We start from the raw sequence: 25630 nt of genomic DNA, 5'->3' as shown, positions 1-25630 counted from the left end.
TCAGGCCCCTCCGCCCAGATCGAGGCTGTTGATGTATTTGCGCCCCGCGTCCAGCGCTGCGGCCACCGCCGTTGCCACCGAAACATCGCGGGTCTTGGCCAGTTTGATCAGCATCGGCAGATTTGCGCCATAGATGATCCGCCGGTCAGGCCCGCAACAGGCCATCAACGACAGGTTCGAGGGTGATCCGCCGAACATGTCGGTGACCACCACAACCCCCGCCCCCTTGTCCACCGCATCCGCCGCCCCACAGATCTCGGCCTGTTTGGCCGCGCGGTCATGGTCATCCTCGATGGAAATGGCGCGCATGCCCGATTGCGGTCCGACGACATGTTCGACGGCGGCGAGGTATTCGCGCGCAAGCCCGCCATGTGCCACGATCACGATCCCGATCAAACGCCGTCCATCCTTGTTGCCTGCGCGCCCGTGGCAGATGGATCGGCGGCGGCCCGTCGCTCCAGTTCCCGGTGCCGTTTTGACACTGCCCAGCCTGACTCTGCAAGGGTATCACCCATCATTTCCGCTACGGCAACGGACCTGTGTTGCCCCCCGGTACACCCAAAGGCAATGCTGACATGCGACCGCCCCTCCTCGACATGGGCCGGAAGCAGAAAGCCAATCAGATCACTCACCCTCTGGGTGAACTCGGCAAAGCGGGGGTCGGCGCGGATATGGTCAACCACCTGCGAATCGCGGCCATCCTGGCCGCGCAGCGCCGGTTCCCAATGCGGATTGCGCAGAAACCGGCAGTCGAACACCAGATCGACGCCACGCGGCACACCGCGCTTGTAGCTGAAGCTTTGCACCGACACCGACAGGGTCGGCCCCTGCCCTCGGGCAAACCAGCGTGCGACCTCGGCCTTGAGCCCGTGCACCGTCAGATCCGTGGTGTCGATCAGATGGTCGGCGCGGGCCCGGATGGGGGCCAGCAGATCGATCTCCCGCTCGATCCCGGCTTCGGGGCTGTCGCTGGGGGCCAGCGGGTGGCGGCGGCGGGTTTCACTGTAGCGCTGCACCAGAACGGCCGGCTGGCAATCAAGATAGAGGACGGTCAACTGCACGCGCGGGTCGCGGGTCAGCCGGTCAATCAGCTCGATCAGGCTTGAGGCGGCAAAATCGCGGTTGCGGACATCAAGGCCAAGCGCCAGCGGTTGCGCGGTCGCCGGCCCGTCGATCAGCCGGGGCACCAGCGACAGTGGCAGGTTGTCGATCACCTCATACCCCAGATCCTCCAGCGCGTTGACCGCAGTGGACCTGCCGGCCCCGGACGGGCCAGTCACCAGAACCACCTGATGGTCCCTGGGCGAAAGGTGATCGATGTCTGCCACGTTTTCCAAACTGCTAATCCCGCCTCCCATGCAGGATGTAATGCTTAAGCGAAGAAGGAAAATGGGCCGATTTGCTGCCAAGTACAAGGGAAAGGCGCTGTCCCAATATGGTGATATACCGATGGATGGGCAAACGGTCTGTTTCCACCCGGTCCAGATCGACCACAAGCGCCACGCTGCCCTGCGCCAGATGGGGCGCGTTGAGCAGGCCAATGCCCCGCGCCTCGATCAGCCCGGCAATCGGGGCGGGACAGCTGGCAAGGATCTCTGTGCCCTGCAGGGTCAGCCGGGTCTGATCATCCGCAACCAATGTGGCGCCGATCGCCATCAGCTGCAGCGCCAGGGCGGATTTTCCGCTGCCCGAGGCCCCGGTCAGCAGGATGGCCCGGCCCTCAAAGGCGACAGTGGTGGCGTGCAGGGTCAACGGCGCCGTCATCCCCCGGCCCCCCCTGCCTCAGACCGGCAGGCCGACGATGAACCGCGCGCCGAGCGGGTCAGAGGTGGCATCGGCATTGGTGGGGCGGATGTTCTCCGCCCAGATCACCCCGCCATGGGCCTCGACGATCTGCTTGGAGATCGACAGGCCAAGGCCCGAGTTGTTGCCGAACTGGCCCTGCGGTCGTTCGGAATAGAACCGCTTGAACACTTTGGTCAGCGCCTGTTCGGGAATGCCGGGGCCGGTGTCCTCGACCACGACCAGCACACGGTTGTCGCGCTTGCGCGTCCAGACCCGCACCGCATCGCCGTCCTCGCAGAACGACACCGCATTGGTGATCAGGTTGACAAAAACCTGCGCCAGCCGCGCCTCCAGCCCGGAAATCATGATCGGCTCCGCCGGGAAATCGGTGATCAGCTCAACCCCCTTTTCACCCGCCTGCTGGCCCAGATACTCGCACAGGTTGGTCAGGGTTCTGGTCAGGTTGAAGGTCTCTTCCTCTTCCTTGACCAATTCGCTGTCCAGCCGCGAGGCATTGGAAATGTCGCTCACCAGCCGGTCAAGCCGGCGCACATCATGATCGATCACCTCCAGCAAGCGGGTGCGCTGATCATCGCGCTTGGCCAGATGCATCGAGGCCACGGCCGAGCGCAGGCTGGCCAGCGGGTTCTTGATTTCATGCGCCACATCGGCGGCAAACTGTTCATTGGCGTCAATCCGGTCGTACAGGGCCGCCACCATACCGCGCAACGCCACAGACAAACGCCCGATCTCATCGGGGCGCCCGGCAAGATCCGGAATGCGGATGCGCCCCGGCTGCATCTTGCGCGCGTCGCGGTCGTGCCCCAGTTCGGCAGCGGCAGCCAGATCTGACAACGGGTTGGCGATGGTCGAGGCCAGCACAAGGCTGAGCCCGATGGACACCAGCAAGGCCACCAGAAACATCTGCAGGATCTGTTCGCGCTCATTGCGCACCAGCGCGTCAATCTCACCCTCGGCGCTGATCAAGGCGACAACGGCCAGCACCTCACCGGCCCGCTCAACCGGACTGACCACCGAAAACAGCGCGCCGCCTTCCGCGCCGGTGCTAAGGTTGACCGCCGTCTGCCCGGCCATCGCCCGTTCAAACAGGGCCCGCACCAGACTTTCAGGGTCGATCACCGCCCCGCGCCCACGGTCAGAGGCCATCAGCGCGGACGCATTCTCCCATACCCCGTTCAGAAAATCGGTGATCAGGGTCGATTGATCTTCCCGCTCTTGCGGCACCCGGATCGCGCCGGTGGCAGAGCCCACCACCCGGCCATCCTTTGCAATCACAAAGATCGACGTGCCAGAGCTGAGGCTGATATCCCCGATGGACCGCGCGAAAACGCTGTCCGGCCCCATGTCCACCACGCCCTCCGCTGGCAGGCGTGCCTCGAACACATCGGCCACCAACCGTGCCTCGGTCACAAAGGCCTGTTCGCGCTGCACCACCAGACTGTCGCGGAACGGGTTGAGGAACAACACGCCCGCCACCAGCACCAGAAGCGCCATCAGGTTGAAGATGATGATCTTGCGCGCCAAGGGCGACCGGTTCAGCGACACCAGACTGCGCCGCCCCCGGCTTTCGCGCAACACCGGATCAGCCGCCTCAGGCGATACCCAATCCTCACTCAGAAGGACATCACCGCCCTTTGAGTTTTGCGGATCCCTGGGGCCGGCCTGAGGCATCGCGGTCATGCTTCGTTGTAACGATAGCCAATGCCATACAGCGTCTCGATGGCCGAAAACTCATCATCCACCGAGCGCATTTTCTTGCGCAAGCGCTTGATATGACTGTCGATGGTGCGATCATCAACATAGACTTGGTCATCATAGGCCACGTCCATCAGCTGATCGCGCGACTTGACGAAACCGGGACGCTGGGCAAGGGCCTGAAGCAGCATGAATTCGGTCACGGTCAGGGACACATCCAGCCCCTTCCAGCTGACCGAATGGCGCAGCGGGTCCATCCGCAGATGGCCGCGCTCCATGATCTTGGTTTCTTCGGTGACCGCCACCTCACCCGTGGCGATGGCATCCTGCCGGCGCAGCAGCGCGCGGATGCGTTCAACCAGCAGACGCTGGCTGAACGGCTTTTTCACATAATCATCGGCCCCCATCCGCAGGCCCAGGACTTCGTCAATCTCGTCATCCTTGGAGGTCAGGAAGATGACCGGCATGCTGGTCTTGAGCCGGATGCGTTGCAGCAGATCCATCCCGTCCATGCGCGGCATCTTGATATCAAGCACCGCCATGTCAGGCATTCTGCGGGTAAAGGCATCATAGGCCGACTGACCGTCATTATAGGTCTCAACCTCGAACCCTTCGGCTTCCAGTGTCATTGCGACCGACGTCAGGATGTTCCTGTCGTCGTCAACAAGGGCGATCCTTGCCATGGTGTGAGTTTCCTTGTGACTGCCCGAATATCTTCATTTTTTTACCATGATCAGGGGAACTGCCAACAGAATCAACAACGAAGTGCGAATCACCTCGGTTTCGGTTCCCATCAGACGCGATAATTGCCAAGGAATGGCTAATTTGCCTCACTTCCATGACCGGACGGAAAATGGTTGCGCTAAACTGAGAATGGTTGCGCTAACTGTGGTCATGCCGCCTGTTCCGAAGTGTCATCGCTGTGTTATATGCGGTCTGTGACGGCCAATGGCCCTGGGCGCCACCGGTATCCTATTGGCCCGGATACCGAATATGACCGAAATCAGTCCGCGCTGCGGTGCGGGCAACGGGAGCTTGCAGGATGAACCACGGACGCGTGAACCCAAGACAGACCCTTGAAGCGCAAGGCATCACAGGTCTGGGCAACGTCTATTACAACCAGATCGAGCCTGCGCTTGTCGAAGCTGCCGTGTCGCGCGGGGAAGGGCGTCTGGGCAAGGGTGGCGCGTTCCTGTGCTCGACCGGGCAGTTCACCGGCCGCTCCCCCAAGGACAAATTCGTGGTCCGCACCCCTTCCGTCGAAAACACGGTCTGGTGGGACAATAACGCGCCGATGACGCCAGATGCCTATGCCCTGCTCAAGGCCGACATGCTGGCGCATCTCAAGGGGCGCGACATGTTCGTGCAGGATCTTTATGCCGGGGCCGATCCGCTGCACCGTCTGGATGTGCGGGTGATCACCGAACTGGCCTGGCACGGCCTGTTCATCCGCCACCTGCTGCGCCGCCCGGCATCTGCCGAACTCGACGGGTTCACCCCGGAATGGACCATCATCAACGTCCCCAGCTTCAAGGCCGACCCGGCCCGCCACGGCTGCCGCACAGAAACCGTGATCGCGCTGAACTTTGACGAAAAGACCGTGCTGATCGCCAATACCGCCTATGCGGGCGAAAACAAGAAATCGGTATTCACCATCCTGAACTACCTTTTGCCCGAAGCCGGCGTGATGCCCATGCACTGCTCGGCCAATCATGCGATCGGCAATCCGGTGGATGCGGCCGTGTTCTTTGGCCTGTCGGGCACCGGCAAGACCACGCTGTCGGCCGCCCCCGACCGCACGCTGATCGGCGATGATGAACATGGCTGGTCCGATCGCGGCATCTTCAATTTTGAAGGCGGCTGCTACGCCAAGACCATCAACCTCGACCCCAAGGCCGAACCAGAGATTTATGCCACCACGTCGCGCTTTGGCACTGTGGTCGAAAACATGGTGTATGATCCCGAAACACTGGATCTGGACTTTTCCGACAATTCGCTGACCGACAACACCCGCTGCGCCTATCCGCTGGAGGCGATTTCCAACGCATCCGACACAGGCTTGGGTGGGCACCCAAAGCATGTGGTGATGCTGACCTGTGATGCCTTCGGCGTGCTGCCCCCCATCGCGCGCCTGTCACCGGCGCAGGCGATGTATCATTTCCTGTCGGGCTTCACCTCCAAGGTGGCAGGCACCGAGCGCGGGATCACCGAACCCACCCCGACCTTCTCCACCTGTTTCGGCGCGCCCTTCATGCCGCGCCGGCCCGAGGTGTACGGCAAGCTGTTGCAGGACAAGATCCTGAAACAGGGGGCCACCTGCTGGCTGGTCAACACCGGCTGGACCGGCGGCGCCTATGGCACTGGCAAGCGGATGCCGATCAAGGCCACCCGCGCCCTGCTGACGGCGGCGCTGGATGGCTCGCTGGCAGGGGTTGAATTCCGCCGTGATCCGAACTTCGGCTTTGACGTGCCGGTGGCGGTGGCGGGCGTGGATGCCACGCTGCTCAACCCGCGCGCGACATGGGCCGATACCGCTGCCTATGATGCGCAGGCGCGCAAACTGGTCGAGATGTTCTCAAAGAACTTCGGTCAATATGTGCCCTATATCGACGACGATATCAAAGCTGCGGCGATCTGCTGACACCGCACAGACAGCCCTACGTAAGCCATACGTCAGCCATACGGTGATCCTACGCTGACCATATGCCGCGCCCGCGTGTTCCGCACGCGGGCGGGTCCGCCCTAGGTCATCAGCGCCTGCACCACCAGATTAAGCCCGGTCACCACTAACAGCGCCTGAGTCCAGCGCCGGAACCGCGCCTGTGGCAAGCGGTCCTGCAACCGGTAGCCCAGCACCATCCCGATCTGCGCCGGCACCACCAGGGCCGCCGAAAACGCCAATGTCTGCGCATTCGCAAGCCCAGTGGTCAGATGCGCGGCCAACAACGCCACCGCGCCGATCAGAAAGACCACACCCTGCGCCCGGATCGCCTCCAGCTTTGGCGCATCGATCGACAACAGGTACACCAGCAACGGCGGCCCCCAGATGCCCGACACCCCCCCGTAGAGCCCGCCGATCACCCCCAGACCCCATTCGGCGCGGTTGCGATGCTCCAGCCGCAGGGCCAGCGGCACCCCGGCCAGTTGCAACGCCGCAAAAGCCGTGACCGGCACGCCAAGCAGCAACAGATAGGCCACCCGGGGGATCTGGTCGAAAAACTGCGCGGCAATCGCAATAAAGACCACCGTGCCGATCAGAAACCGCCGGAAAGCCCAGGCGGTCGCCCGTGCGGGGGCAATGCCCTGGCGAAACGCCTGGCTCAGGTTGGTGATCAATGTGGGCAGGATCAACCCCGCAAGCGCCACCTCGGGCGGCAGAAAGGCCGAAAAGGCCGAGATCATGATCAGCGGCATGGCAAAGCCGACTGCGCCTTTGACAAAACCGGCAAACAGGGTCACAGCCAATGCCGCCAACAACGGCCAAAGGCCTTGCCCGGCAGAGATATGGAGGAGAAATGCATCCGTCATCCCGCCTGCATCGCGCGCCGGAACGGAAATGAAAACCCCCTTGGCACGCGCAGAAGAAACGCGTTGCAGCGGCGCGACTGCGACGCTTTGACCGCGACATATTCGATCAGTTGACGCGGTTTATGTTGAAATTAAGTTGCGCTGCACCTGCAAAGTGATTAGCTCGGACTCACCCACAGACTCAAGGACAGGACTCACGCCATGGCCCATGACGGACAGACCCAACCGACCTCGCCCTTGCTGGCAGACCTGCTTGATCTGACCGCGCGGGCCCTGCCCGAGGTCGAGGCGATCTTCGCCCAAGGGCGCGAAAACTTACGGGAACGGGTCACGGTCGCGGGCAAGGTTTCGGCGCCGGCGATGGAAGAGCATCAATATGCCGCCCATGCGCTGTCCTGGCTCGCGACCTATACCGAGGCCTTGCGGCAAATGCAGGCCTGGGCGCTGCGACTGCAGGATGGTGGGCAGTTTGGCCAGATGGAGGCGCTGATCCTGCAGATCGCCTTTGGCGAATATCTCCATCAGATCCAAGGCGGCATCCCCATGAGCCAGGGCGAAATCGCCCGCCTGCAGGATCTTGGGCTTGAAGTCACGCCCCTTGGCGTGGCGGCACAAACCCTCATGACGCAGGGCAATACCAGTGCCGCCCGCGCGGCGCTGGTGGCCTTGATGCGCGACTCGCGCGCCAATGCCACCTTTGGCGCGACGGGGCTGGAGGACGAGCTGGAAATGATCCGTGACCAGTTCCGCCGCTTTGCCGCCGAACAGGTGACGCCCTTTGCCCATGAATGGCACCTGAAAGATGCATTGATCCCGATGTCGGTTATCGACCAGCTGGCCGAAATGGGCGTGTTCGGTCTGACCATTCCGGAAGAATTCGGCGGCTTTGGCCTGTCCAAGGCCAGCATGGTCGTGGTGTCGGAAGAATTGTCGCGCGGCTATATCGGTGTCGGGTCGCTTGGCACGCGGTCGGAAATCGCTGCGGAACTGATCCTGTGCGGCGGCACGCCCGAGCAAAAGGCACAGTGGCTGCCCAAGCTGGCCAGTGGGGAGATCCTGCCGACGGCAGTGTTCACCGAACCCAACACCGGGTCTGACCTGGGAGCCTTGCGCACCCGCGCGCGGCGCGACGGCGAAGACTGGACCATCACCGGCAACAAGACCTGGATCACCCATGCCGCGCGGACCCATGTGATGACGGTTCTGGCGCGCTCTGTGGATGCAACCACCGATTATCGTGGTCTGTCGATGTTCTTGGCCGAGAAGACCCCCGGCACCGATGAGGCCCCCTTTGTCGACCCGGGGCTGTCGGGTGGCGAGATCGAGGTTTTGGGCTATCGCGGGATGAAGGAATACACCGTCAACTTTGATGATTTCAGGGTAAAGGGGGCCAATCTGCTGGGCGGGGTCGAAGGGCAAGGCTTCAAACAGCTGATGCAGACCTTTGAATCGGCCCGCATCCAGACCGCCGCCCGTGCCATCGGGGTGGCTCAGAACGCGCTGGATGTCGGGATGGGCTATGCCGAGGACCGCAAGCAGTTCGGCAAAGCCCTGATCGAATTCCCGCGCGTGGCGGGCAAACTGGCGATGATGGCGGTGGAGATCATGGTGGCGCGGCAGCTGACCTATTTCAGCGCCTGGCAGAAGGATCATGACAAGCGCTGCGATCTGGAGGCCGGGATGGCCAAGCTGCTGGGCGCGCGCGTCGCCTGGGCGGCGGCGGACAATGCCCTGCAGATCCATGGCGGCAACGGCTTTGCGCTGGAGTATCAGATCAGCCGCATCCTGTGCGATGCGCGGATCCTGAACATCTTTGAAGGGGCCGCCGAGATTCAGGCGCAGGTGATTGCCCGGCGGCTGTTGGACTGAGGTGGCGTGTAACACAGGGGGACAAGTTATGATATCTTTTGATATCAACAACTTGACCCCTCAGCATTAAGAGATTTTTAACGGTTGACCGCAAAGACAGCCCCCTGCTGTGCCGCGTCAGGCGGCGCTTTCGCGTTGGCTGCCCAGACGAGGATGCAAGCGGCCCGAAATGGCCCAGGCGATCAGCATCCCGGCCCCCGAGGCGGCAAAGATGCCCGGCAAGGGTGCCACCAGCAGCACCAGCCAGGCAGCTCCGGGGGTCAGGATACCGGACACGTCGCGGAAGCTGGAATAGACCGCCGACATCTCGGTCCGCTCGGACGGTTTGACCGCCATCAGGAAGGGCAGGCCACCGACGATATCCAACAGCACCAGAAACACCGCTGCCGCCATGCAGGCCGCGACCGTGGCCCATGGCAGCGGGGCGACCAGAGCAGCGGCAATGAACAGCAGGCCGCAGCAGCCGAAGGCAAACCGCACCGTGCGGCGCACCGAGGCGGCGCGGGCATGGCGCAGCATGACGGGCGAGGCAAACAATAGGGCGTTGGACAGCGACAGCGCGACGCCCCCCACCTTGTCACCCAATCCGGTCTCGATACAGAAGATCGGCAGGTAGACCACATAGACCCACCAGCCGCAGGATCGCATCACCGCAAACAGCCAACCGGCAATCAGGCGTGGCTGGGCAAAAAAGCGGGACAAATAGGCCAGCGGATTGGCGGCGGGGCCCCTGGCGCGGGTGATCTGCTTGCCATTGCCAAGGCGAAGCACCCAGAACGTGGCCAAAAGCGCAATCGCGCAGCCGCCCGCCACCAGGAAGGGCAGAGGCGCCCAGACACTGCGCAGCCAGACCCCGAGCAAAGGCCCCACCGCCCAGGGACCGGCAGAGAAGACCATCTGCATGGATTGGGTGCGGCCAAGGTTCTGGCGATCGATGTAATCAAGGATATAGGCGTTCAAGCAGACAAAGGTGGTCGCCGTTGCCATGGCCAGACACATCAGCGCCAGAGGCAGCGCCCAGCTGGTACCGATGACCGCAAGCGCCATGCCCACCAGATACAATCCACAGCCCAGCGTATACATCCAGCGGCGCGGAACGTGGCGGGTGCCCCATGGCACCATCAACCCCCAGAGCATCGACACGATCCCGGCGACGAAATAGGCGGAGGACGTGCCCTCGGCACTGCCAAGCGCATCATAGACCGCCAGAGGCATGGCCGACACCAGCATGCCGCGCACGCAAGATTCGATCCCTGAAAGCAAGGCAAAGCTCTCGACCCGTGGGGTCGGCGCATGTTTCAGGTGGAGGGGGATGAATTTGTTGGCCATGTCCTGTCTCTGTGCCATCTGCTCAAGGATCAGGCGGCGGGTCTGCGCCGGGCGCGACATTACAGGTCGTTTGTGACTCGTGGGGCATGGTGCTCGGCAGCCGCCAGATCGCCGCCTCAGAGGGTGTCGCGGCTCAGACGGGCCAGCAGGCGGTTGCGGGATTCGGGCAGCGCGACGGGACGGGACTCGTTGGCCAGTTCGCGGCTCAGGAAATGGCCGGTGACCGCAAGCGCCTGCGCCGCCTCAGCCCGGGAGACAGGCCCCTGCCCCATCAACGCCTGTGGCAGCGGCAGCAGTTTCGGTGCCCAGTCCCCGGCAGCAGCGCGGCTGACCGCGCGGCCGGTGCGCGGACTGACATAGGCCAGATCATCGCGCTGGCCGGTGAGGGCGCAGCGCGACAGATCAAGGCCAAAGCCGATTTCATCGAGCAGCAGCAATTCCCAGCGCAGGTAATCGCCCAGCCAATCCGCCCCACCGGCCATCGCATCCATCAGCGACAGGGTGCGGCGGTACAGCTGCGGGTGCGGATCGCGCTCGGCCAGGCTGATGTGCAACAGACCGCAGGCGGCGGTCAGGCCGGCAAGCGCCAGCGGGCTTTCCAGCACGGCAGCGCGCGACTGCACGGGCTCGGCCAGAAAGCTGCCGATCTGGTCCTCCAACCGCGCCCGCCATGTGAGGTCCAGCTGGGCACCGGGTTGCAAGAGCGGCGCACGCTTGCGCGAGGCCCCGCCACGAACGACGCCGAAATGGCGGCCATGGCCGCTGGTAAACACCTCGATGATTGCGGAGCCTTCGCCATGCGGCCGCATGGACAGAAGGATGCCGTCTTCGCGCCATTCCATGGCTGATCTTTGCAGGGCCGGGTGTCAGCAGCAAGAGGGGGCTTGCCCCTTGCGTCTGGCAATGCAGATTGGGGGGATGACGTATCCAGTTTCCAACGCGGCCCGTCTGGCGGCGCTCAGTGTCTTTGTCGTGGCGGCATTGTCGCTGCGGATGCAGTTTGATGCCAGCAGGGCCCTCCCCGGCAGCGGATCGGCGGCCGACACACTCTGGCGGCTGGCGGGCTATTTCACGATATTGACCAATCTGCTGGTGGCGCTCATGACGGCCCTTGTGGCGCTGCGATGGCGGGTGCCCGGAGGGCTGGCCTATGCTGCGGTGCTGGCCATTGTGATGGTGGGGCTGGTCTATCACACGCTGCTGGCGGGGCTGAACGATCCGCAGGATCTGGCGTGGTGGGCAGATCAGGGGCTGCACACGGCGGTGCCGCTGCTGATGCTGGGGTGGTGGCTGATGTTTGCGCCCGTGCCACGGTGGCAGGCCCTGATCAGCGGGATGATCTGGCCCATGGTCTATCTGATCTATGCTCTGCTGCGCGGTGGCGTGACCGGGTTCTGGCCCTATCCGTTTCTCGATGTGGCGCGGCTGGGCTGGGGGGGCGTGGCGCTGAATTCAGCCGGCATGGTGCTGGCCTTCACGGGCGTCGGGACTGTGCTGATCGCCCTCAAGCGGCGGCTAGGTTAGGCCGTCTTCGTCCAGCAGGGTGCGGCCTGTCTTGTCCTCCAGCTCGATCACCCAAAGGTCGGGGTCGCGCTGTCCGGCGCGGCTGAGCAGGGCATCGACATCGCGCTCGGGCCCCTCGGACATCAGCCGCCAGACGCGCGCCCCGCTGGCCATGTCATAGCCACGCTCAAAGGCGCGGGCGGTGCCGTCGAGCAAGGCCACCTTCACCAGCACGGTTCCCGCCGTGGGGTCGCCCTTGCGGGTGACATAGGCCGGGATGTCGGCAAGGCGCAGACGGTTGAGGTAGGCCGAAACCCAAAGGTCGGCCTTGAGCCGGATATCGGCAGCCAAGATCAGTCGCCGTCCTTGAAGTCGAGGCCCATTTCGGAATAGCGCTCGGGCTCATCCAGCCAGTTCGGGCGCACCTTGACCTGCAGGAAGAGGTGCACGGTGCGGCCCAGGAATTCCGAGATGTCGGCGCGGGCGGCAGAGCCGATGGCCTTGATCGTTTCACCCTTGTTGCCCAGCACAATGCCCTTGTGACCGTCGCGCATGACATAGACGATCTGGTCGATGCGCGTCGACCCATCAGGCTTGTCCTCCCATTTTTCGGTTTCCACCGTGAGCTGGTAGGGCAGTTCCTCGTGCAGGCGCAGGGTCAGCTTTTCGCGGGTCATTTCGGCCGCGATCATCCGCATCGGCAGATCGGCGATCTGGTCTTCGGGATAGAACCACGGGCCAGTCGGGATCTGTTCGGCCAGCCATTCGCGCAGGTCTTTGACGCCATAGCCTTTTTCGGCGCTGATCATGAAGGTGCGGGCAAAAGGAAAGGCCTCGTTCAGCTTTTCGGCCAAGGCCAGCAGCACTTCGGCCTGCACCCGGTCGATCTTGTTGATGGCAAGCGCCACCGGCTGGCCCTGTGGCATTTCATCCCGCATCCGGTCGATGATCGCGCTGACCCCCTCGGTCATGCCGCGATGCGCTTCGATCATCAGCACGATCACATCGGCATCTGACGCGCCCCCCCAGGCGGCCTTGACCATGGCGCGGTCGAGGCGCCGCCGGGGACGGAACAGGCCGGGCGTATCGACAAAGACGATCTGCGCCGGACCCTCGATCGCCACACCGCGAATCCGGGTGCGGGTGGTTTGCACCTTGTGCGTCACGATCGAGATCTTGGCCCCGACCATGCGGTTGAGCAGGGTGGATTTGCCGGCATTGGGTTCGCCGATCAGCGCGACAAAGCCGGCGCGGGTGGGTGTGTCTGTCATGTCTCTTGCTCCAGCCGGGCCAGCAAAACGCGGGCGGCTTGTTGTTCGGCGATGCGTTTGGAGCCTGCGCGGGCGGTTTCACGCGCGCCATTGTCCAGAGTCACTTCGACGGTGAAAACCGGTTGATGATCCGGGCCTGTGCGCCCGGTCTGTGTATAGGCGGGCGGGGTCATGCCGCGCGCCTGCGCCCATTCCTGCAGGGCGGTCTTGGGGTCGCGGGCGTCACGGTCCACCGTCCCGATCCGGTCTGACCAGAGCCGCAGCACCATGGCACGGGCGGCATCGAACCCGCCGTCCAGATAGACGGCGGCAATCAGCGCCTCCATCGCGTCGCCCAGCAGCGCCTCCTTGCGGCGGCCCCCGGACAGCATTTCCGAACGCCCCAGCTTCATCACCTCGCCCAGCCCGACGGCGCGGGCGACATCGGCACAGGTTTCCTTGCGGACCATGGCGTTGAAGCGCGGCGCTAGCTGGCCTTCACTCGCGGCCTCATCGGCGCCCAGCAACGCCTCGGCCATCACCAGGCCCAGCACCCGGTCGCCCAGAAACTCCAGCCGTTGATTGTCGGGCCGGGTCTGTGAGGACAAGGACGCATGGGTCACGGCGCGGACCAGCAATTCGGGCGTGTGGAACGTGTGCCCGATCCGGCCTTCAAAGGCCTTGAGGTCCGCAGCCAGCCTCATTCCACCGCCTTGAAGAAGCGGTCAGACCGCCAGGTCCAGAAATACAGCATCGAGCGTCCGGCAGAGGAGAACATGATCCGGTCGGCGCGGCCGATCAGGTGGTCGGCGGGCACAAAGCCCACGCCCCCCACAGCCTGCACAAAGCGGCTGTCCTGCGAATTGTCGCGGTTGTCGCCCATGAAGAAGTAATGGCCTTCGGGCACGGTAAACACATCGGTGTTGTCCCCGGCACCATTGCTGTCGATGTTGAGCACATCATGGGTGCGCCCGCCCGGCAGGGTTTCGCGTGCCCGGCTCTTGGTGCAGGTATCGCCCTGCCCCACCGGGCCGTTTTCGCAGCGCGGCAACTGGCCCATCGGGCCTTGCTGCTCGTAAAGTTCGCTGAACACGCCCGCCTCTTCCTGCGGCACCTCGGTGCCGTTCAGATAAACCATGCCCCCACGCATCTGGACCGTGTCCCCGGGCAGACCGATCAGACGCTTGATGAAATCGCTGCCGTTGACCGGATGGCGGAACACCACGACATCGCCACGCTCGGGCTCGCTGAAGAAAAGGCGGCCCGAAAACGGGCAGGCCGAAAACGGGCAGGAAAAGCGGCTGTAGCCATAGGCCATCTTGTTGACGAACAGGAAATCCCCGATCAGCAGCGTGTCTTTCATGCTGCCAGACGGAATCCAGAACGGCTGAAAAAACAAGGTGCGGAAGACGCCTGCAATCAACAGCGCATAGACCACCGTCTTGATCGTCTCGACGATGCCGCCGTCTTCTTTTGCCTTGCTGGCCATATCGTGTTCACCTTGCTGCTCTTCGGGCCGCTACATGCGCCCGCAGGCCCGCCGAGTCAAGTTCAGCCCGGCGGGGCGGGGGCTGCCACCGGACGCGCTTCGATCACCACAAAGGCCTGTGCCCAAGGGTGATCGTCCGTCAGAGTGACATGGATCACCGCTTCATGTCCCGGCGGGGTCATGCGCCGCAAACGCTCGGCGGCCCAGCCGGTCAGGTGCATCACCGGCTGACCGGTGGTCAGATTGGTCACCGCCATATCCTTCCAGGCAATGCCCATGCGCAGACCGGTGCCCAAGGCCTTGGAACACGCCTCTTTTGCGGCCCAGCGTTTGGCATAGGTGGCGGCCACGCCATGCGGGCGGCTGGCAGCCTTGCGCTGCTCCCGCTCGGTGAACACCCGGTCGCGGAACCGGTCGCCAAAGCGGGCCAGCGTGGCTTCGATCCGTTCGATATTGGCCAGATCGCTGCCGATACCAAGGATCATCGCAGCGCCGTTTCAAGCATGCGCTGCCGCCTTGGTTTGCACCCTTGCCGGCTGCTCATCCTGTCGCGCTCCACCACCCCAGCCACGCTCACAGCCCCCGCGCCGCATCCATCAACCGCCGCATCTCGGTGATGGCGGGGCCAAGGCCCAGGAAGACGGCCTCACCGATCAGGAAATGGCCGATGTTCAGCTCCATCACTTGCGGGATGGCCGCGATGGGGGAGACATTGGCGAATGTCAGGCCATGACCGGCATGCACCTCAAGGCCAAGGGACTGCGCAAGGCCCGCGCCCTGGCGCAACGCGTTCAACTCGGCTTCGGCCTCATCGCTGCGGCCTTCGGCGTGCAGGTCTGAATACAGCCCGGTATGCAATTCGACCACGGCGGCCCCGATGCGGGCCGAGGCTTCGATCTGGCGCGGATCGTGGCTGATGAACATGCTGACCCGGGCACCCGCACTGCGCAGCGGGGTCACAAAAGCAGACAGCCGCGCTTCATCGCCCGCGACATCAAGCCCGCCTTCGGTTGTGCGCTCTTCGCGCCGCTCGGGCACAAGGCAGACCGCATGGGGTTTGGTTGCGAGGCAGATTGCCTGCATTTCATCGGTCGCGCCGCATTCGAAGTTCAGCGGAATGGTGATGCCCGCCTTCAGCGCCGCCATATCGGCGTCGCGGATATGGCGGCGGTCTTCGCGCAGATGGGCGGTGATGCCATCGGCCCCGGCGGCCTGCGCCAGCAGGGCGGCGCGCAGCGGGTCTGGCCACGCGCTGCCGCGGGCGTTGCGCAGCGTGGCCACGTGGTCGATGTTGATCCCGAGCCGAAGTTTTCCGGTCTGTGTCATGCAGGCCTCCTGTCCTTTGGGCGAAGGTTAGGCTGCGGGCGGGGTGTCGTCATCCCCTTGTTTTGTGCCGGGTACAGGGTCTTTTGCCGCATCGCCGCCGCGCTTGGCCAGCACGGCCAACTTTTCGCGCAACAGCAGACGTCTTTCGCTGCTTTCCCTGAACTTGTCCGCCCGCGCCTTTTGATACGCCTCTACCAAGGGAATGGTGATGTAATAAAAGATCAGGCTCAGGCCGATGCCCGGCCCCAGCGCACCGATGAAATAGGGCAGGTAAATATCAGACCAGAACTGCGCCAGCCCATCCCAATGCATTTCGGCGGGGCCAAACAGGGCCCGCATGTTGTGCCACAGCTCTGCCCCTGCCCGGGCAAAGCCATCGCCGATGGCTTCGGCGCTCAGCGGCGTGTCGATGCCCAGCATCCAGTGACCAAGCGAAATGGCCCCCACAGCGAAAAACGGCGTCGTGATCGGGTTGGAGTTGAAGGTGGCCAGCAGGGCGGCCAGCACATTGCCCCGCATGGCCCATGCCAGCCCCCAGGCCCCCAGGAACTGCAGGCCCGGCAGCGGCAGAAAGCCGATCAGACTGCCGGCAAACACCCCGCGCGCAATCCGGTGCGGGCGGTCTGGCAGGCGGCGCATGCGGTGGATGACATAGCGGGTCGCGCGGCGAAAGCCGCCGGTAGGGTAAAACATCTCGCGCAGCCAAGCCAACCAGCCGCGCGGGTCGCGCCTTTTAAAAACCACGTCGATCCTCGCTTAAACCAGGTCTGCTGCGCAAGGCAGCGCAAGACGTGGCATGACAAAAGCCGCAATACATGAACTCGATATGACTGGCACGCCAGAAATCATTCCCCGGGAAGAGTGTTTCATGAACGCAGCTCGGCATAGTTCAGTTGCCACCCGAGGCCCCGTCATCGACCGAATGCCTGGCGCGCAGCCGGGCAGCGGCGCGTTCGCGCAAGTTTTCCGCCCGCTCACGCCGCCGTTTCTGACGCATTTTTTGATACCCCAAGATCACCGGCAGGCTGACATAGTAACAGATTGTCCCCGCGACCAGCCCCGGCAACAGGCCGCCAATCAGATAGGGTTTGAACAGACCATAGTAAAAATGGCGCAGTTGGCCCCATTGGGCCGGATCGCCGGTAAAGGTGGCGAAGATGTTCGACCAGATCTCACCCCCGGCACTGGCGAAGGCCGAGAGGATCAGCCGGGCGGGGACCGCATCGACGCCCGTCCCCAGGATCATGTGGCCCAGTTGCACAGACGAAACGGCGATGATCGGGAAGGTGATCGGATTGCCGAAGAAGGTGGCGAAAATCGACGCGATGATGTTGCCGCGGATCAGAAAGGCCAGCAGGGCAGAGGCAAAGAAATGCAGGCCGAACAGCGGGGTGAAGGAAATGAACACCCCGGCGAAGATGCCGCGCGCAATCCGGTGGGGGGGGTCAGGCAGGCGCGACAGACGGTGCCAGACATACTGCCCCGCACGCAGCCATCCGCCTTGCGGATAGACCAGCGCCTTGAGCCGTTCCGGCCATGACCGTTTGTTGCGGCGACGAAACACCACCGTTCAGCCCCCCTTTCCCTGCCGCCCACGCCTGCCCGCGCAGATGCACTAGGGCTTGCGGCTCTGATCACGATAACGCGACACCTGAGCGACATCGGTTTCTGCCTCAAGCGCTGTCATCACCATATGCAGATGTTCGACATCGCGAAGATCAACATCGACAATCAGACGATAAAAGTCTGGCTTGCGATCTGTAAACCTCAGGTCAGAGATATTGGCACGCTGCTCGCCGATCAAGGTGCAAATGCGCCCAAGCACGCCAGCGTCATTGGCAATAGTCATTTCCATTGTAACGGTATGCACCGCGGCATGGCGGCCTGAATGCCAGGCCAGATCGACCCAGCGTTCGGTCTGTTCCTCGAATTCCTCCAATGCGGGGCAGTCGATCGCATGGGCCACAACGCCCTTGCCGCGATAGGTGATGCCGACAATGCGTTCGCCCGGCACGGGCTGGCAGCAGGGCGCGCGGCGGAAGGCCTGATCGTCAGACAGGCCCAGAACCGGGCGGGCGGCATCGACCACGTCCAGATCGGCGCGGGCCAGTTCGGGGTACAGCGTCTCGACCACACGCCGCGCGGTCAGTTCGGCAGAGCCGAGGCGGGCCAGCAGATCTTCCTCATCCGCCAGACCCAGCATCTTGGCGGCGGTGCGCAACGCCTTTTCCGACGCCTTCTTGCCGACATGATCAAAGGCCGCGCGGGCCAGTTCCTTGCCCAGTTTGACAAAGCGGCCCTTGTCCTCTTCGCGCAGGGATTTGCGGATCGCCGCCTTGGCGCGGCCTGTCGTGACGATGTCGATCCAGCTGGCCTGCGGGCGCTGTCCCTCGGCGGTGATGATCTCGACCGATTGGCCGTTCTTCAACCGGGTCCAGAGCGGGACGCGGATGCCATCGACCTTGGCCGACACGCAGGAATTGCCGATGCGGGTGTGGATCGAATACGCGTAATCCAGGGGCGTGGCCCCGCGCGGCAGCTGCACCACATCGCCCTTGGGCGTGAAGCAGAACACCTGATCGGAATACATCTCCAGCTTGACGTGTTCCAGAAACTCGCTGTGATCGCCTTCGTCAAACCGTTCGGTCATCGAGGCGATCCATTTGCCGGGATCGATGGCAAAGGGGTTGTGCGCACGCACGCCTTCGCGGTAGGACCAGTGCGCGGCGACCCCGGCCTCAGCCACCTCGTGCATTTCACGGGTGCGGATCTGCACCTCGACCCGTTTGCCGTCACGCCCCGAGACAGTGGTGTGGATACTGCGGTAGCCGTTCGATTTGGGCTGGCTGATGTAATCCTTGAACCGCCCCGGCACCGACCGCCAGCGTTGATGGATCACGCCAAGGATGCGGTAACAGTCGGCCACGGACGCACAGATGATGCGAAAGCCGTAGATGTCGGACAGGCGCGAAAAGGCCAGATCCTTCTCCTGCATCTTGCGCCAGATCGAGTATGGTTTTTTGGCGCGACCGTAAACCGTTGCTTCCAGTTCGACCTTTTCCAGCTCGAACCGGATATCGGCGGTGATCTTGTGGACCACATCGCCGGCTTCGCGTTGCAGGGTGAGGAAGCGGCGGATGATGGAGTTGCGGGCATCGGGATTCAGGACCTTGAAGGACAGATCCTCCAGCTCCTCGCGCATCCACTGCATACCCATGCGCCCTGCCAGAGGTGCATAGATTTCCATGGTCTCGCGCGCCTTCTGCGCCTGCTTTTCCTGCCGCATGCTCTTGATGGTGCGCATATTGTGCAGTCTGTCGGCCAGTTTGACCAGGATCACGCGCAGATCCTTGGACATCGCCATGAACAGTTTGCGGAAGTTTTCCGCCTGCTGGGTTTCCGTGCTGGAGAGTTGCAGGTTGGTCAGCTTGGTGACACCATCGACCAGTTCGGCCACCTCATGCCCGAACTGGCGTTCGACCTCAGTATAGGTGGACTTGGTGTCTTCGATCGTGTCATGCAACAGGGCCGTGACGATGGTCGCATCATCCAGCCGCTGCTCCGTCAGAATGGCGGCAACGGCGACGGGGTGGGTGAAATAAGGTTCTCCCGATTTGCGAAACTGACCTTCGTGCATCGACATGCCATAGGCATAGGCGCGGCGGATCAAATCGGCATTGGTGCGCGGATTGTAGTTCCTGACAAGGGCGATGAGGTCTTCTACGTCGATCATCATCGCCCCTGCGAGGGGTTACCCCCGGATTTAGAGTTCGCCCTGCGCTTCCATCAGGGCGCGCAGCAGCTTTTCTTCCGACATGTCGTCCTGCATCGGGCGGTCAATTTCGCCCGACATCAGCAGCGCCATCTGATCATCTTCCGGCTCATCCACCTCGATCTGGGTCTGATGGCTTTCGATCATCCGCTCGCGCAGCGATTCTGCGGCCTGGGTTTCATCAGCGATCTCGCGCAGGGCGACGACCGGGTTCTTGTCATTGTCGCGGTCCACGGTGATCGGCGATCCGGACTGGATCTCGCGTGCCCGATGGGCGGCGAGCATCACCAGTTCGAACCGGTTCGGAACCTTGTCAACGCAGTCTTCAACCGTCACGCGGGCCATGGACGACTCCAGTAGGGTTTGGGGGCATGGAAAGGCTGTACTTACGCGTGATGCCGGGACTTGACAACCCCGGATTCAGCCGATTGCCCGCACTTCGGCACGTTCTTCGGGCGAAAGCGCCGCAAGCATCTGCCGGACGCTGCGATGCAGAACGGGATGCACCCACTCCGGTGCAATCTCGGCCAGCGGCACCAGCACAAAAGCACGGTCCTGCAGGCGGGGATGCGGCAGGATAAGCTGGTCCGGAGTGAGGCGCGCCTGATCGGCAGGTGGCAGGGCGCGCCATTGGCCTTGTGTGGCGCTGTCCGGCAAGACAAGATCGGCCAGTGCCAGCAGGTCAATGTCGAGCGTGCGCTTGTCCCAGCGACGATCACGCCGACGGCCAAACTCTGCCTCTAGGTCATGCAAAAGGCGCAAAAGCGCGTCTGGGCCAAGTTCGGGCGCAACATCCAGCACGGCGGCGGCATTCACATAGTCGGGACCAGAGCCTTTTGGAAAAGCCGGCGTCTTGAACAGGCGGCTTTGGTGCCTAATTCTTGTGGCAGGCGTGTTGAGGCGTTCAAGCGCCTCTGTGATGATCTGGTCAGGTGAAAATGCGCCAAAGGGTAAATTGGTGCCAAGCGCAATCAGAGATTGCAATCTGTTTTGCATGATAGAGTTACACTTTCGTATAGACCAGCTTGCAGCGCCACGTTTTGGACTGATATCAAAACCTGTCCTTAAACAGCGCTGATTTCGATTACCAGATTATCACTCACACTTACCGACCGACCACTTACATGTTGGCGCGACGGGGACAGAATTTTCGAGGGGACGACTAGATGTTTTACAAGGACGAACGGCTTGCGCTGTTCATAGACGGATCAAACCTTTACGCAGCGGCCAAGGCGCTGGGGTTTGATATCGACTACAAGCTTCTGCGGCAGGAATTCATGCGCCGCGGCAAGCTGTTGCGCGCGTTTTACTACACTGCATTGCTTGAAAACGACGAGTATTCGCCGATCCGCCCGTTGGTGGACTGGCTGCACTACAACGGCTTTACCATGGTGACCAAACCGGCCAAGGAATATACAGACAGCCAGGGCCGGCGGAAGGTCAAGGGGAACATGGATATCGAGCTGGCCGTCGATGCCATGGAGCTTGCACCGCGCGTGGATCATATCGTTCTGTTTTCCGGAGATGGGGATTTCCGGCCGCTGATCGAGAGTCTGCAGCGCCAAGGCGTGCGCGTGTCTGTGGTCTCCACCATCCGCAGCCAGCCGCCGATGATTGCAGACGAATTGCGCCGTCAGTGCGACAATTTCATCGAGCTGGAAGAACTGCGCGACGTGATCGGCCGCCCCCCCCGCGAACCCCGCTCGCCAGGCGAGCGCGAAGACACGGGCGAAATGGTGAAATGATGGAACGGGGCGCTGCGGTGCCCCGTTCTGATGTGCCGCAGCCCCGGGCTGCGGCAACGCGATGACCGGGTGGACCTTGGCGCGCAATCGCCCTAGGTCGGGCGGGATGAGAGCGTATTTCATGACAAGCGGCGACGCAACGTGCTGACCGGAACTTCGCTTCTGGGCCTGTTTGTGGCGGCTTTTCTGGCGGCGACGCCGGTGCCATTCCAGTCCGAGGTGGTGTTTCTGGCGCTGATGGCGCAGGGGACCGTGCCAATCTTGGCGCTGGTTGTGGTGGCCTCGGTGGGCAATATCCTTGGGTCTTGCGTCACCTATGCGCTTGGCCGGGGTCTGGGCGGTGTCCGAGGGGCACGCTGGCTGGGCCTGACTCCGGAGCGACGGGTCAAAGCCGAGCGATGGTTTGGTCGCTGGGGGATCTGGGCCCTGCTGTTCAGCTGGGCTCCGGGGGGCGATTTCATCGTCGCCGTGTCGGGCGCGCTGCGCGTCCCCCTGCCCCGGTTCTTGCTGCTGGTCACACTCGCCAAGACAGCGCGCTACGCCGTGGTGGCGCTGATCGGGCTGGGGATCTGGGGGTAAGGTCCGCATCGGGGGCTGGACCTGCGGCCCGGTTGCCCTTACCTCTGGTACGACCCTGACGCCGAAGGCTTGCCATGACCGATCTGCCGCCCCTGCACCTGTATCTTGCCGCGCCGCGCGGGTTCTGCGCCGGGGTGGACCGGGCGATCAAGATTGTTGAACTGGCCTTGGTGAAATGGGGCGCACCTGTCTATGTGCGGCACGAGATCGTGCATAACAAGTTCGTGGTCGATGCGCTGCGTGCCCAGGGTGCCGTGTTTGTCGAGGACCTCGACGATTGCCCGCCGGACCGCCCGGTGGTGTTCTCCGCCCATGGTGTGCCCAAAGCGGTGCCAGCCGAGGCGGCGCGGCGCGAGATGATTGCCGTCGATGCCACCTGTCCTTTGGTGACCAAGGTTCACAACGAGGCGGCGCGGCACCATGAGGCCGGGCTGCAGATGATCATGATCGGCCATGCCGGCCACCCGGAAACCGTGGGCACCATGGGGCAGCTGCCCGAAGGCGAGGTGCTGCTGGTGGAGACCGTGGCAGATGTGGCGGGGCTGCAGGTGCGCGATCCGGGCAAGCTGGCCTTCATCACCCAGACCACCCTGTCGGTGGATGACACGGCCGATATTGCGGCAGCGCTCAAGGCACGGTTTCCGGCGATCCACGCGCCGGCGCATGAGGATATATGCTATGCCACCACCAACCGGCAGATGGCGGTCAAGGCGATTGCCCCGCGCATCGATGCGCTGCTGGTGATCGGCGCGCCGAACTCGTCCAACTCCAGACGGTTGGTGGAGGTCGGCTCGGCGGCGGGGTGCGCCTATGCGCAACTGATCCAGCGCGCCACCGATATCGACTGGCGGGCGCTGGAGGGCATCCGTTCGGTGGGCATCACCGCCGGGGCCTCTGCCCCCGAAGTTCTGGTGAACGAGGTGATTGACGCCTTCCGCGCCCGTTTTGCCACCACGGTTGAACTGGTGGAAACCGCGCAGGAGAATGTGGAGTTCAAGGTGCCACGCATTTTGCGGGAGCCGGTCTAGATCAGACACCAGAGGCGCAGGCCTTGGGGCACGATCCTTGCGACACTCCGGCGGTTGATGCGCGCGGCAGGTCGAGGCAAGATTGCCGGCCCTTTGGTCCGTCTGGCCACCTGCCACGCCCCGGTGATGGCTACAGAGCAACAACACCGTCATTTTGCCGCGCATGGCTGGACCCTTCGGTCGGGCAGTCTATCACTTGCGACCAGAATCGTTTGAGCAGGTATGATGGTGGAGCCTATTCCGAGAACGGCCCTGATCCTTGGGGTGGCAGGGTTGACCCCCTTTGTCTGGGGCGCGGCGACCGGCCTGTCGCCTGCCCTGGCGGCTTGGGGCGGGCGCTTTATGGGGCCGCTGTTCATTGGCAGCTATATCAGCCTGACCTATGGCACGGTGATCCTGTCCTTCATGTCGGGGGTGCTGTGGGGCTTTGCGACCAAGGCCAGCGGGCCGGAAGCGGCGACCGGCTATATCCTGTCGGTGGCCCCGGCGCTGTGGGCGTTTTTCATGGTGAATGGCAATCCCGGAGATGCCGCAGTGAACCTGTTTGCAGGGTTCCTCGGGCTGCTGCTGCTGGACTGGCATTTCTGGAAGATGGGCACCGCGCCGGATTGGTGGCTGCGGCTGCGCATCGGGCTGACGACGGTGGTGCTGATCTGTCTGATCGTGCCGATCCTCGGCTAGCTGCCAGTTGACCCGCTGATCAGCCCGGCCTATCCGGGGGCGTCGTTGCAAGGAAGCCAGATGCCCCAAGTTTACGCCTATACCGATGGAGCGTGCTCCGGCAATCCCGGCCCCGGAGGCTGGGGCGTGCTGATGATTGCGCGCGACGGCGCGACGGTGTTGAAAGAACGCGAGTTGCAGGGCGGCGAGGCGGACACCACCAACAACAGGATGGAGCTGATGGCAGCGATTTCCGCGCTGGAGGCGCTGTCCCGCCCGTCGGATCTGATCATCGTGACCGACAGCGCCTATGTGAAGAATGGTGTGACCACCTGGATTCACAGCTGGAAGCGCCGGGGCTGGAAGACCGCTGACAACAAGCCGGTGAAGAACATCGAGCTATGGCAGCGGCTGGAGGCAGCGCAAGAGCGGCACAAGGTGGAATGGCGCTGGATCAAGGGCCATGCCGGCCACGTCGAGAATGAGCGCGCAGATGCCCTGGCCCGTGCCGGAATGGCCCCGTTCAAACCGGGCAAGCCATGACCCTGCTCTGGCTGCTCCCTTTCCTCGACTATGCCTCGGTCGCCGTCTTCGCGCTGACCGGGGCATTGGTCGCCAGCCGGGCGCAGCTTGATATTGTCGGGTTCATCTTCATCGCCAGCCTGACCGCAACAGGGGGCGGCACAGTGCGCGACGTGATGCTGGACCGCGACGTGTTCTGGATCGTCGATCCGATGATGCTGGGTGTGGCGACACTGGCGGCGGTGACCGTGTTCTTCACCGCCCATTTCCTGGAAAGCCGCTACCGCGCCATTCTGTGGCTGGACGCCTGCGCCTTGGCAGTGGCGGTGCCTGCGGGCGTGGCGGCTGCGGTTGGGGCGGGACTGGGCTGGCCGGTGGTTCTGATCATGGGGATGGTCACCGGCTGCATGGGCGGGTTGATGCGTGATGTGGTGTGCAACGAGGTGCCTCTGGTGCTGAAGCAGGGCGAGTTGTACGTTTCCTGCGCCTTTGCCGGGGGTCTGGCGGCACTCGCGGCAGACGGGCTGGGCGCGGCGGGCAGCGTGCAATTGTTGGCCTGCGCCTTGGTGACACTGATTCTGCGGGCGGGCAGTCTGGTGTTTGGCTGGCGCTTGCCGGTGTACCGGCCCCGCCCCGCCCGGACGCTGCCGCCAAAGCGATAGGTGTTGCGCCTGACCTGACCGGGTGCATACAGTCAGAGAATGTCCCGTTCAAAGCTCATCCCTGATCCGGTGGTTTTTGTCAGCATCCGTGCGCTGTTGGTTCTGTCGGGCGAACGGGGGGCAAGCTTTGGCGCGGTGGCGCGCGCGACCGGGCTGGCGGCGCCGACGCTGGTGCAGCGCTATGGCAGCCAGGAGGGGATGGTGCGTGCCGCATTGCTGGATGGCTGGGACGTGCTGGAGCAGGCGACGGATGCGGCAGAGGGGCTGTCCGACCTGTCCGTCAAGGGGGCGCATATGCTTCTCAAGGCCTTGGCGGACGTGTCTGGCGATGGGTCGGTCCTGCCGCTGTTGGTCCGGCATCTGGACGACCCGACCCTGAGGCAGCGCGCAATGGCCTGGCGGACACGGGTAGAACAGGCGCTTGCCCTGCGCCTGGGCGGCAGTGCCAAGGGGCGCGAGGCGGCGGCACTGCTGTTTGCCGCCTGGCAGGGGCAGATGCTCTGGCAAGACGCCGGGGACAAGGGGTTCAAGCTGAAAGATGCGGTGAAGCGCCTGACCTGACCGCGACAGCATTCACTTGGGCGGGCGGATATAGGCCTTCCACACCCAGATCAGCACCATCGCCCCCAGAACAGCGCCTACAAAACCCGCCATCCAGCCGGTGATGGTGATGAGAAACCGCAAGGCAAAGCCGCCGATCAATGCGCCGAACACGCCGATGGCGATGGTCGTCAGCACGTCGGTTTCAAGCTTCATCATGCGTGTGGCGATGAAGCCTGCGGCAGCGCCAATGATGATCAGGGCAATGATGGGCATGACGGGCCTTTCCTGTGCGCAGCCCCACTATGGGGGGCCGGATGTGGATTG

The 25630-nt window shown here is 63.4% G+C and carries 30 protein-coding genes; 10 read left to right on the top strand and 20 right to left on the bottom strand.

Annotation, left to right across the window (positions count from 1 at the left end; genetic code table 11):
- From CXR43_RS02400 to CXR43_RS02380, 5 genes are read right to left on the bottom strand one after another with little or no spacing between them, the layout of a single operon-like run.
- Nucleotides 1-396, bottom strand: coding sequence for a PTS sugar transporter subunit IIA (locus CXR43_RS02400; RefSeq protein ID WP_103332428.1), 396 nt, complete (start codon nucleotides 394-396; stop codon nucleotides 1-3).
- Nucleotides 393-1358: an RNase adapter RapZ gene (gene rapZ, locus CXR43_RS02395; RefSeq protein WP_103332427.1), complete on the bottom strand. Its 966-nt coding sequence runs from the start codon at nucleotides 1356-1358 to the stop codon at nucleotides 393-395. Before rapZ ends, CXR43_RS02400 begins: the two co-directional genes overlap by 4 nt.
- Nucleotides 1342-1764, bottom strand: a complete 423-nt coding sequence (locus tag CXR43_RS02390) for an HPr kinase/phosphorylase (protein ID WP_103332426.1) — start codon at nucleotides 1762-1764, stop codon at nucleotides 1342-1344. The genes rapZ and CXR43_RS02390 overlap by 17 nt, the downstream gene beginning before the upstream one ends.
- A gap of 18 nt (nucleotides 1765-1782) precedes the next feature.
- Entirely contained in the window at nucleotides 1783-3486 is a 1704-nt protein-coding gene (locus tag CXR43_RS02385; RefSeq protein ID WP_103332425.1) for a sensor histidine kinase, read from the bottom strand.
- Entirely contained in the window at nucleotides 3483-4184 is a 702-nt protein-coding gene (locus tag CXR43_RS02380) for a response regulator transcription factor (protein WP_103332424.1), read from the bottom strand. Before CXR43_RS02380 ends, CXR43_RS02385 begins: the two co-directional genes overlap by 4 nt.
- Nucleotides 4185-4543: 359 nt before the next feature.
- On the opposite strand from CXR43_RS02380, the gene CXR43_RS02375 reads away from it, so the two are divergent.
- Nucleotides 4544-6142 (top strand): phosphoenolpyruvate carboxykinase, encoded by a 1599-nt coding sequence (locus CXR43_RS02375; RefSeq protein WP_103332423.1) that lies wholly within the window; start codon nucleotides 4544-4546, stop codon nucleotides 6140-6142.
- A gap of 101 nt (nucleotides 6143-6243) precedes the next feature.
- Here the strand turns inward: CXR43_RS02375 and CXR43_RS02370 are convergent, their stop codons facing one another.
- On the bottom strand, nucleotides 6244-7029 hold the full coding sequence (locus tag CXR43_RS02370) for a sulfite exporter TauE/SafE family protein (protein WP_103332422.1): 786 nt from the start codon (nucleotides 7027-7029) through the stop codon (nucleotides 6244-6246).
- 201 nt (nucleotides 7030-7230) lie between these two features.
- On the opposite strand from CXR43_RS02370, the gene CXR43_RS02365 reads away from it, so the two are divergent.
- Nucleotides 7231-8898: an acyl-CoA dehydrogenase family protein gene (locus CXR43_RS02365; RefSeq protein WP_103332421.1), complete on the top strand. Its 1668-nt coding sequence runs from the start codon at nucleotides 7231-7233 to the stop codon at nucleotides 8896-8898.
- 117 nt (nucleotides 8899-9015) lie between these two features.
- Here CXR43_RS02365 and CXR43_RS02360 read toward each other — a convergent pair whose 3' ends face one another.
- Together CXR43_RS02360 and recO are read right to left on the bottom strand one after the other, a co-directional pair.
- Nucleotides 9016-10227 carry an MFS transporter gene (locus CXR43_RS02360; RefSeq protein WP_103332778.1) on the bottom strand — a complete coding sequence of 404 codons (1212 nt, stop codon included), beginning with the start codon at nucleotides 10225-10227 and terminating at the stop codon, nucleotides 9016-9018.
- Nucleotides 10228-10343: 116 nt separating this feature from the next.
- Complete coding sequence (gene recO, locus CXR43_RS02355; protein ID WP_103332420.1) at nucleotides 10344-11069, bottom strand: DNA repair protein RecO; 726 nt, start codon at nucleotides 11067-11069, stop codon at nucleotides 10344-10346.
- Nucleotides 11070-11145: 76 nt separating this feature from the next.
- Here recO and CXR43_RS02350 point away from each other — a divergent pair, with 76 nt between their 5' ends.
- Nucleotides 11146-11751, top strand: coding sequence for a Pr6Pr family membrane protein (locus CXR43_RS02350; protein WP_146036453.1), 606 nt, complete (start codon nucleotides 11146-11148; stop codon nucleotides 11749-11751).
- Here CXR43_RS02350 and CXR43_RS02345 read toward each other — a convergent pair.
- The 11 genes from CXR43_RS02345 to folK all read right to left on the bottom strand — a co-directional run bounded on the left by CXR43_RS02345 (nucleotide 11743) and on the right by folK (nucleotide 20563).
- Entirely contained in the window at nucleotides 11743-12081 is a 339-nt protein-coding gene (locus CXR43_RS02345) for a DUF1491 family protein (protein WP_246831251.1), read from the bottom strand. The genes CXR43_RS02350 and CXR43_RS02345 overlap by 9 nt on opposite strands.
- A gap of 2 nt (nucleotides 12082-12083) precedes the next feature.
- Complete coding sequence (era, locus tag CXR43_RS02340) at nucleotides 12084-13001, bottom strand: GTPase Era (protein WP_103332418.1); 918 nt, start codon at nucleotides 12999-13001, stop codon at nucleotides 12084-12086.
- A complete protein-coding gene (gene rnc / locus CXR43_RS02335; RefSeq protein WP_103332417.1) occupies nucleotides 12998-13684 on the bottom strand; it encodes a ribonuclease III in 687 nt (228 codons plus the stop codon). The genes era and rnc overlap by 4 nt, the downstream gene beginning before the upstream one ends.
- The gene (lepB, locus tag CXR43_RS02330; protein WP_103332416.1) at nucleotides 13681-14469 is read right to left on the bottom strand and encodes a signal peptidase I; all 789 of its coding nucleotides are present in this window, start codon (nucleotides 14467-14469) and stop codon (nucleotides 13681-13683) included. The genes rnc and lepB overlap by 4 nt, the downstream gene beginning before the upstream one ends.
- Nucleotides 14470-14531: 62 nt before the next feature.
- Nucleotides 14532-14954: a holo-ACP synthase gene (gene acpS / locus CXR43_RS02325; RefSeq protein ID WP_103332415.1), complete on the bottom strand. Its 423-nt coding sequence runs from the start codon at nucleotides 14952-14954 to the stop codon at nucleotides 14532-14534.
- 88 nt (nucleotides 14955-15042) lie between these two features.
- Nucleotides 15043-15795, bottom strand: a complete 753-nt coding sequence (locus tag CXR43_RS02320; RefSeq protein WP_103332414.1) for a pyridoxine 5'-phosphate synthase — start codon at nucleotides 15793-15795, stop codon at nucleotides 15043-15045.
- A gap of 27 nt (nucleotides 15796-15822) precedes the next feature.
- Nucleotides 15823-16539 (bottom strand): DUF2062 domain-containing protein, encoded by a 717-nt coding sequence (locus CXR43_RS02315; RefSeq protein WP_103332413.1) that lies wholly within the window; start codon nucleotides 16537-16539, stop codon nucleotides 15823-15825.
- Nucleotides 16540-16684: 145 nt separating this feature from the next.
- Nucleotides 16685-17362, bottom strand: coding sequence for a DUF2062 domain-containing protein (locus tag CXR43_RS02310; RefSeq protein WP_103332412.1), 678 nt, complete (start codon nucleotides 17360-17362; stop codon nucleotides 16685-16687).
- 48 nt (nucleotides 17363-17410) lie between these two features.
- Nucleotides 17411-19528 (bottom strand): RelA/SpoT family protein, encoded by a 2118-nt coding sequence (locus CXR43_RS02305; RefSeq protein WP_103332776.1) that lies wholly within the window; start codon nucleotides 19526-19528, stop codon nucleotides 17411-17413.
- 30 nt (nucleotides 19529-19558) lie between these two features.
- The gene (rpoZ, locus tag CXR43_RS02300; protein WP_103332411.1) at nucleotides 19559-19912 is read right to left on the bottom strand and encodes a DNA-directed RNA polymerase subunit omega; all 354 of its coding nucleotides are present in this window, start codon (nucleotides 19910-19912) and stop codon (nucleotides 19559-19561) included.
- A gap of 75 nt (nucleotides 19913-19987) precedes the next feature.
- Nucleotides 19988-20563, bottom strand: coding sequence for a 2-amino-4-hydroxy-6-hydroxymethyldihydropteridine diphosphokinase (gene folK, locus CXR43_RS02295; protein ID WP_103332410.1), 576 nt, complete (start codon nucleotides 20561-20563; stop codon nucleotides 19988-19990).
- A 170-nt stretch (nucleotides 20564-20733) separates the two neighbouring features.
- Between folK and CXR43_RS02290 the strand changes: the two genes are divergently transcribed.
- The 7 genes from CXR43_RS02290 (at nucleotide 20734) to CXR43_RS02260 (ending at nucleotide 25324) form a co-directional block, all read left to right on the top strand.
- Nucleotides 20734-21312, top strand: coding sequence for a LabA-like NYN domain-containing protein (locus CXR43_RS02290; protein ID WP_103332409.1), 579 nt, complete (start codon nucleotides 20734-20736; stop codon nucleotides 21310-21312).
- A gap of 141 nt (nucleotides 21313-21453) precedes the next feature.
- Complete coding sequence (locus tag CXR43_RS02285) at nucleotides 21454-21891, top strand: YqaA family protein (RefSeq protein ID WP_246831250.1); 438 nt, start codon at nucleotides 21454-21456, stop codon at nucleotides 21889-21891.
- Between the two features lie 74 nt (nucleotides 21892-21965).
- Complete coding sequence (gene ispH / locus CXR43_RS02280) at nucleotides 21966-22919, top strand: 4-hydroxy-3-methylbut-2-enyl diphosphate reductase (RefSeq protein WP_103332408.1); 954 nt, start codon at nucleotides 21966-21968, stop codon at nucleotides 22917-22919.
- A 228-nt stretch (nucleotides 22920-23147) separates the two neighbouring features.
- Nucleotides 23148-23600 (top strand): DUF3429 domain-containing protein, encoded by a 453-nt coding sequence (locus tag CXR43_RS02275; protein ID WP_103332774.1) that lies wholly within the window; start codon nucleotides 23148-23150, stop codon nucleotides 23598-23600.
- A gap of 60 nt (nucleotides 23601-23660) precedes the next feature.
- Nucleotides 23661-24122 carry a ribonuclease HI gene (gene rnhA, locus CXR43_RS02270; RefSeq protein ID WP_103332407.1) on the top strand — a complete coding sequence of 154 codons (462 nt, stop codon included), beginning with the start codon at nucleotides 23661-23663 and terminating at the stop codon, nucleotides 24120-24122.
- Nucleotides 24119-24763, top strand: a complete 645-nt coding sequence (locus CXR43_RS02265) for a trimeric intracellular cation channel family protein (RefSeq protein ID WP_103332406.1) — start codon at nucleotides 24119-24121, stop codon at nucleotides 24761-24763. The genes rnhA and CXR43_RS02265 overlap by 4 nt, the downstream gene beginning before the upstream one ends.
- A gap of 39 nt (nucleotides 24764-24802) precedes the next feature.
- A complete protein-coding gene (locus tag CXR43_RS02260; RefSeq protein WP_103332405.1) occupies nucleotides 24803-25324 on the top strand; it encodes a TetR/AcrR family transcriptional regulator in 522 nt (173 codons plus the stop codon).
- 12 nt (nucleotides 25325-25336) lie between these two features.
- Here the strand turns inward: CXR43_RS02260 and CXR43_RS02255 are convergent, their stop codons facing one another.
- A complete protein-coding gene (locus CXR43_RS02255; RefSeq protein ID WP_103332404.1) occupies nucleotides 25337-25579 on the bottom strand; it encodes a GlsB/YeaQ/YmgE family stress response membrane protein in 243 nt (80 codons plus the stop codon).
- Nucleotides 25580-25630 lie beyond the last annotated feature (51 nt).

It is taken from the genome of Pseudotabrizicola formosa, assembly GCF_002900965.1.
GTDB classification, from domain to species: Bacteria; Pseudomonadota; Alphaproteobacteria; order Rhodobacterales; family Rhodobacteraceae; genus Pseudotabrizicola; species Pseudotabrizicola formosa.
The sequence above is the reverse complement of the archived record's forward strand: the minus strand, read 5'-3'. Positions and strand labels throughout refer to the sequence as shown.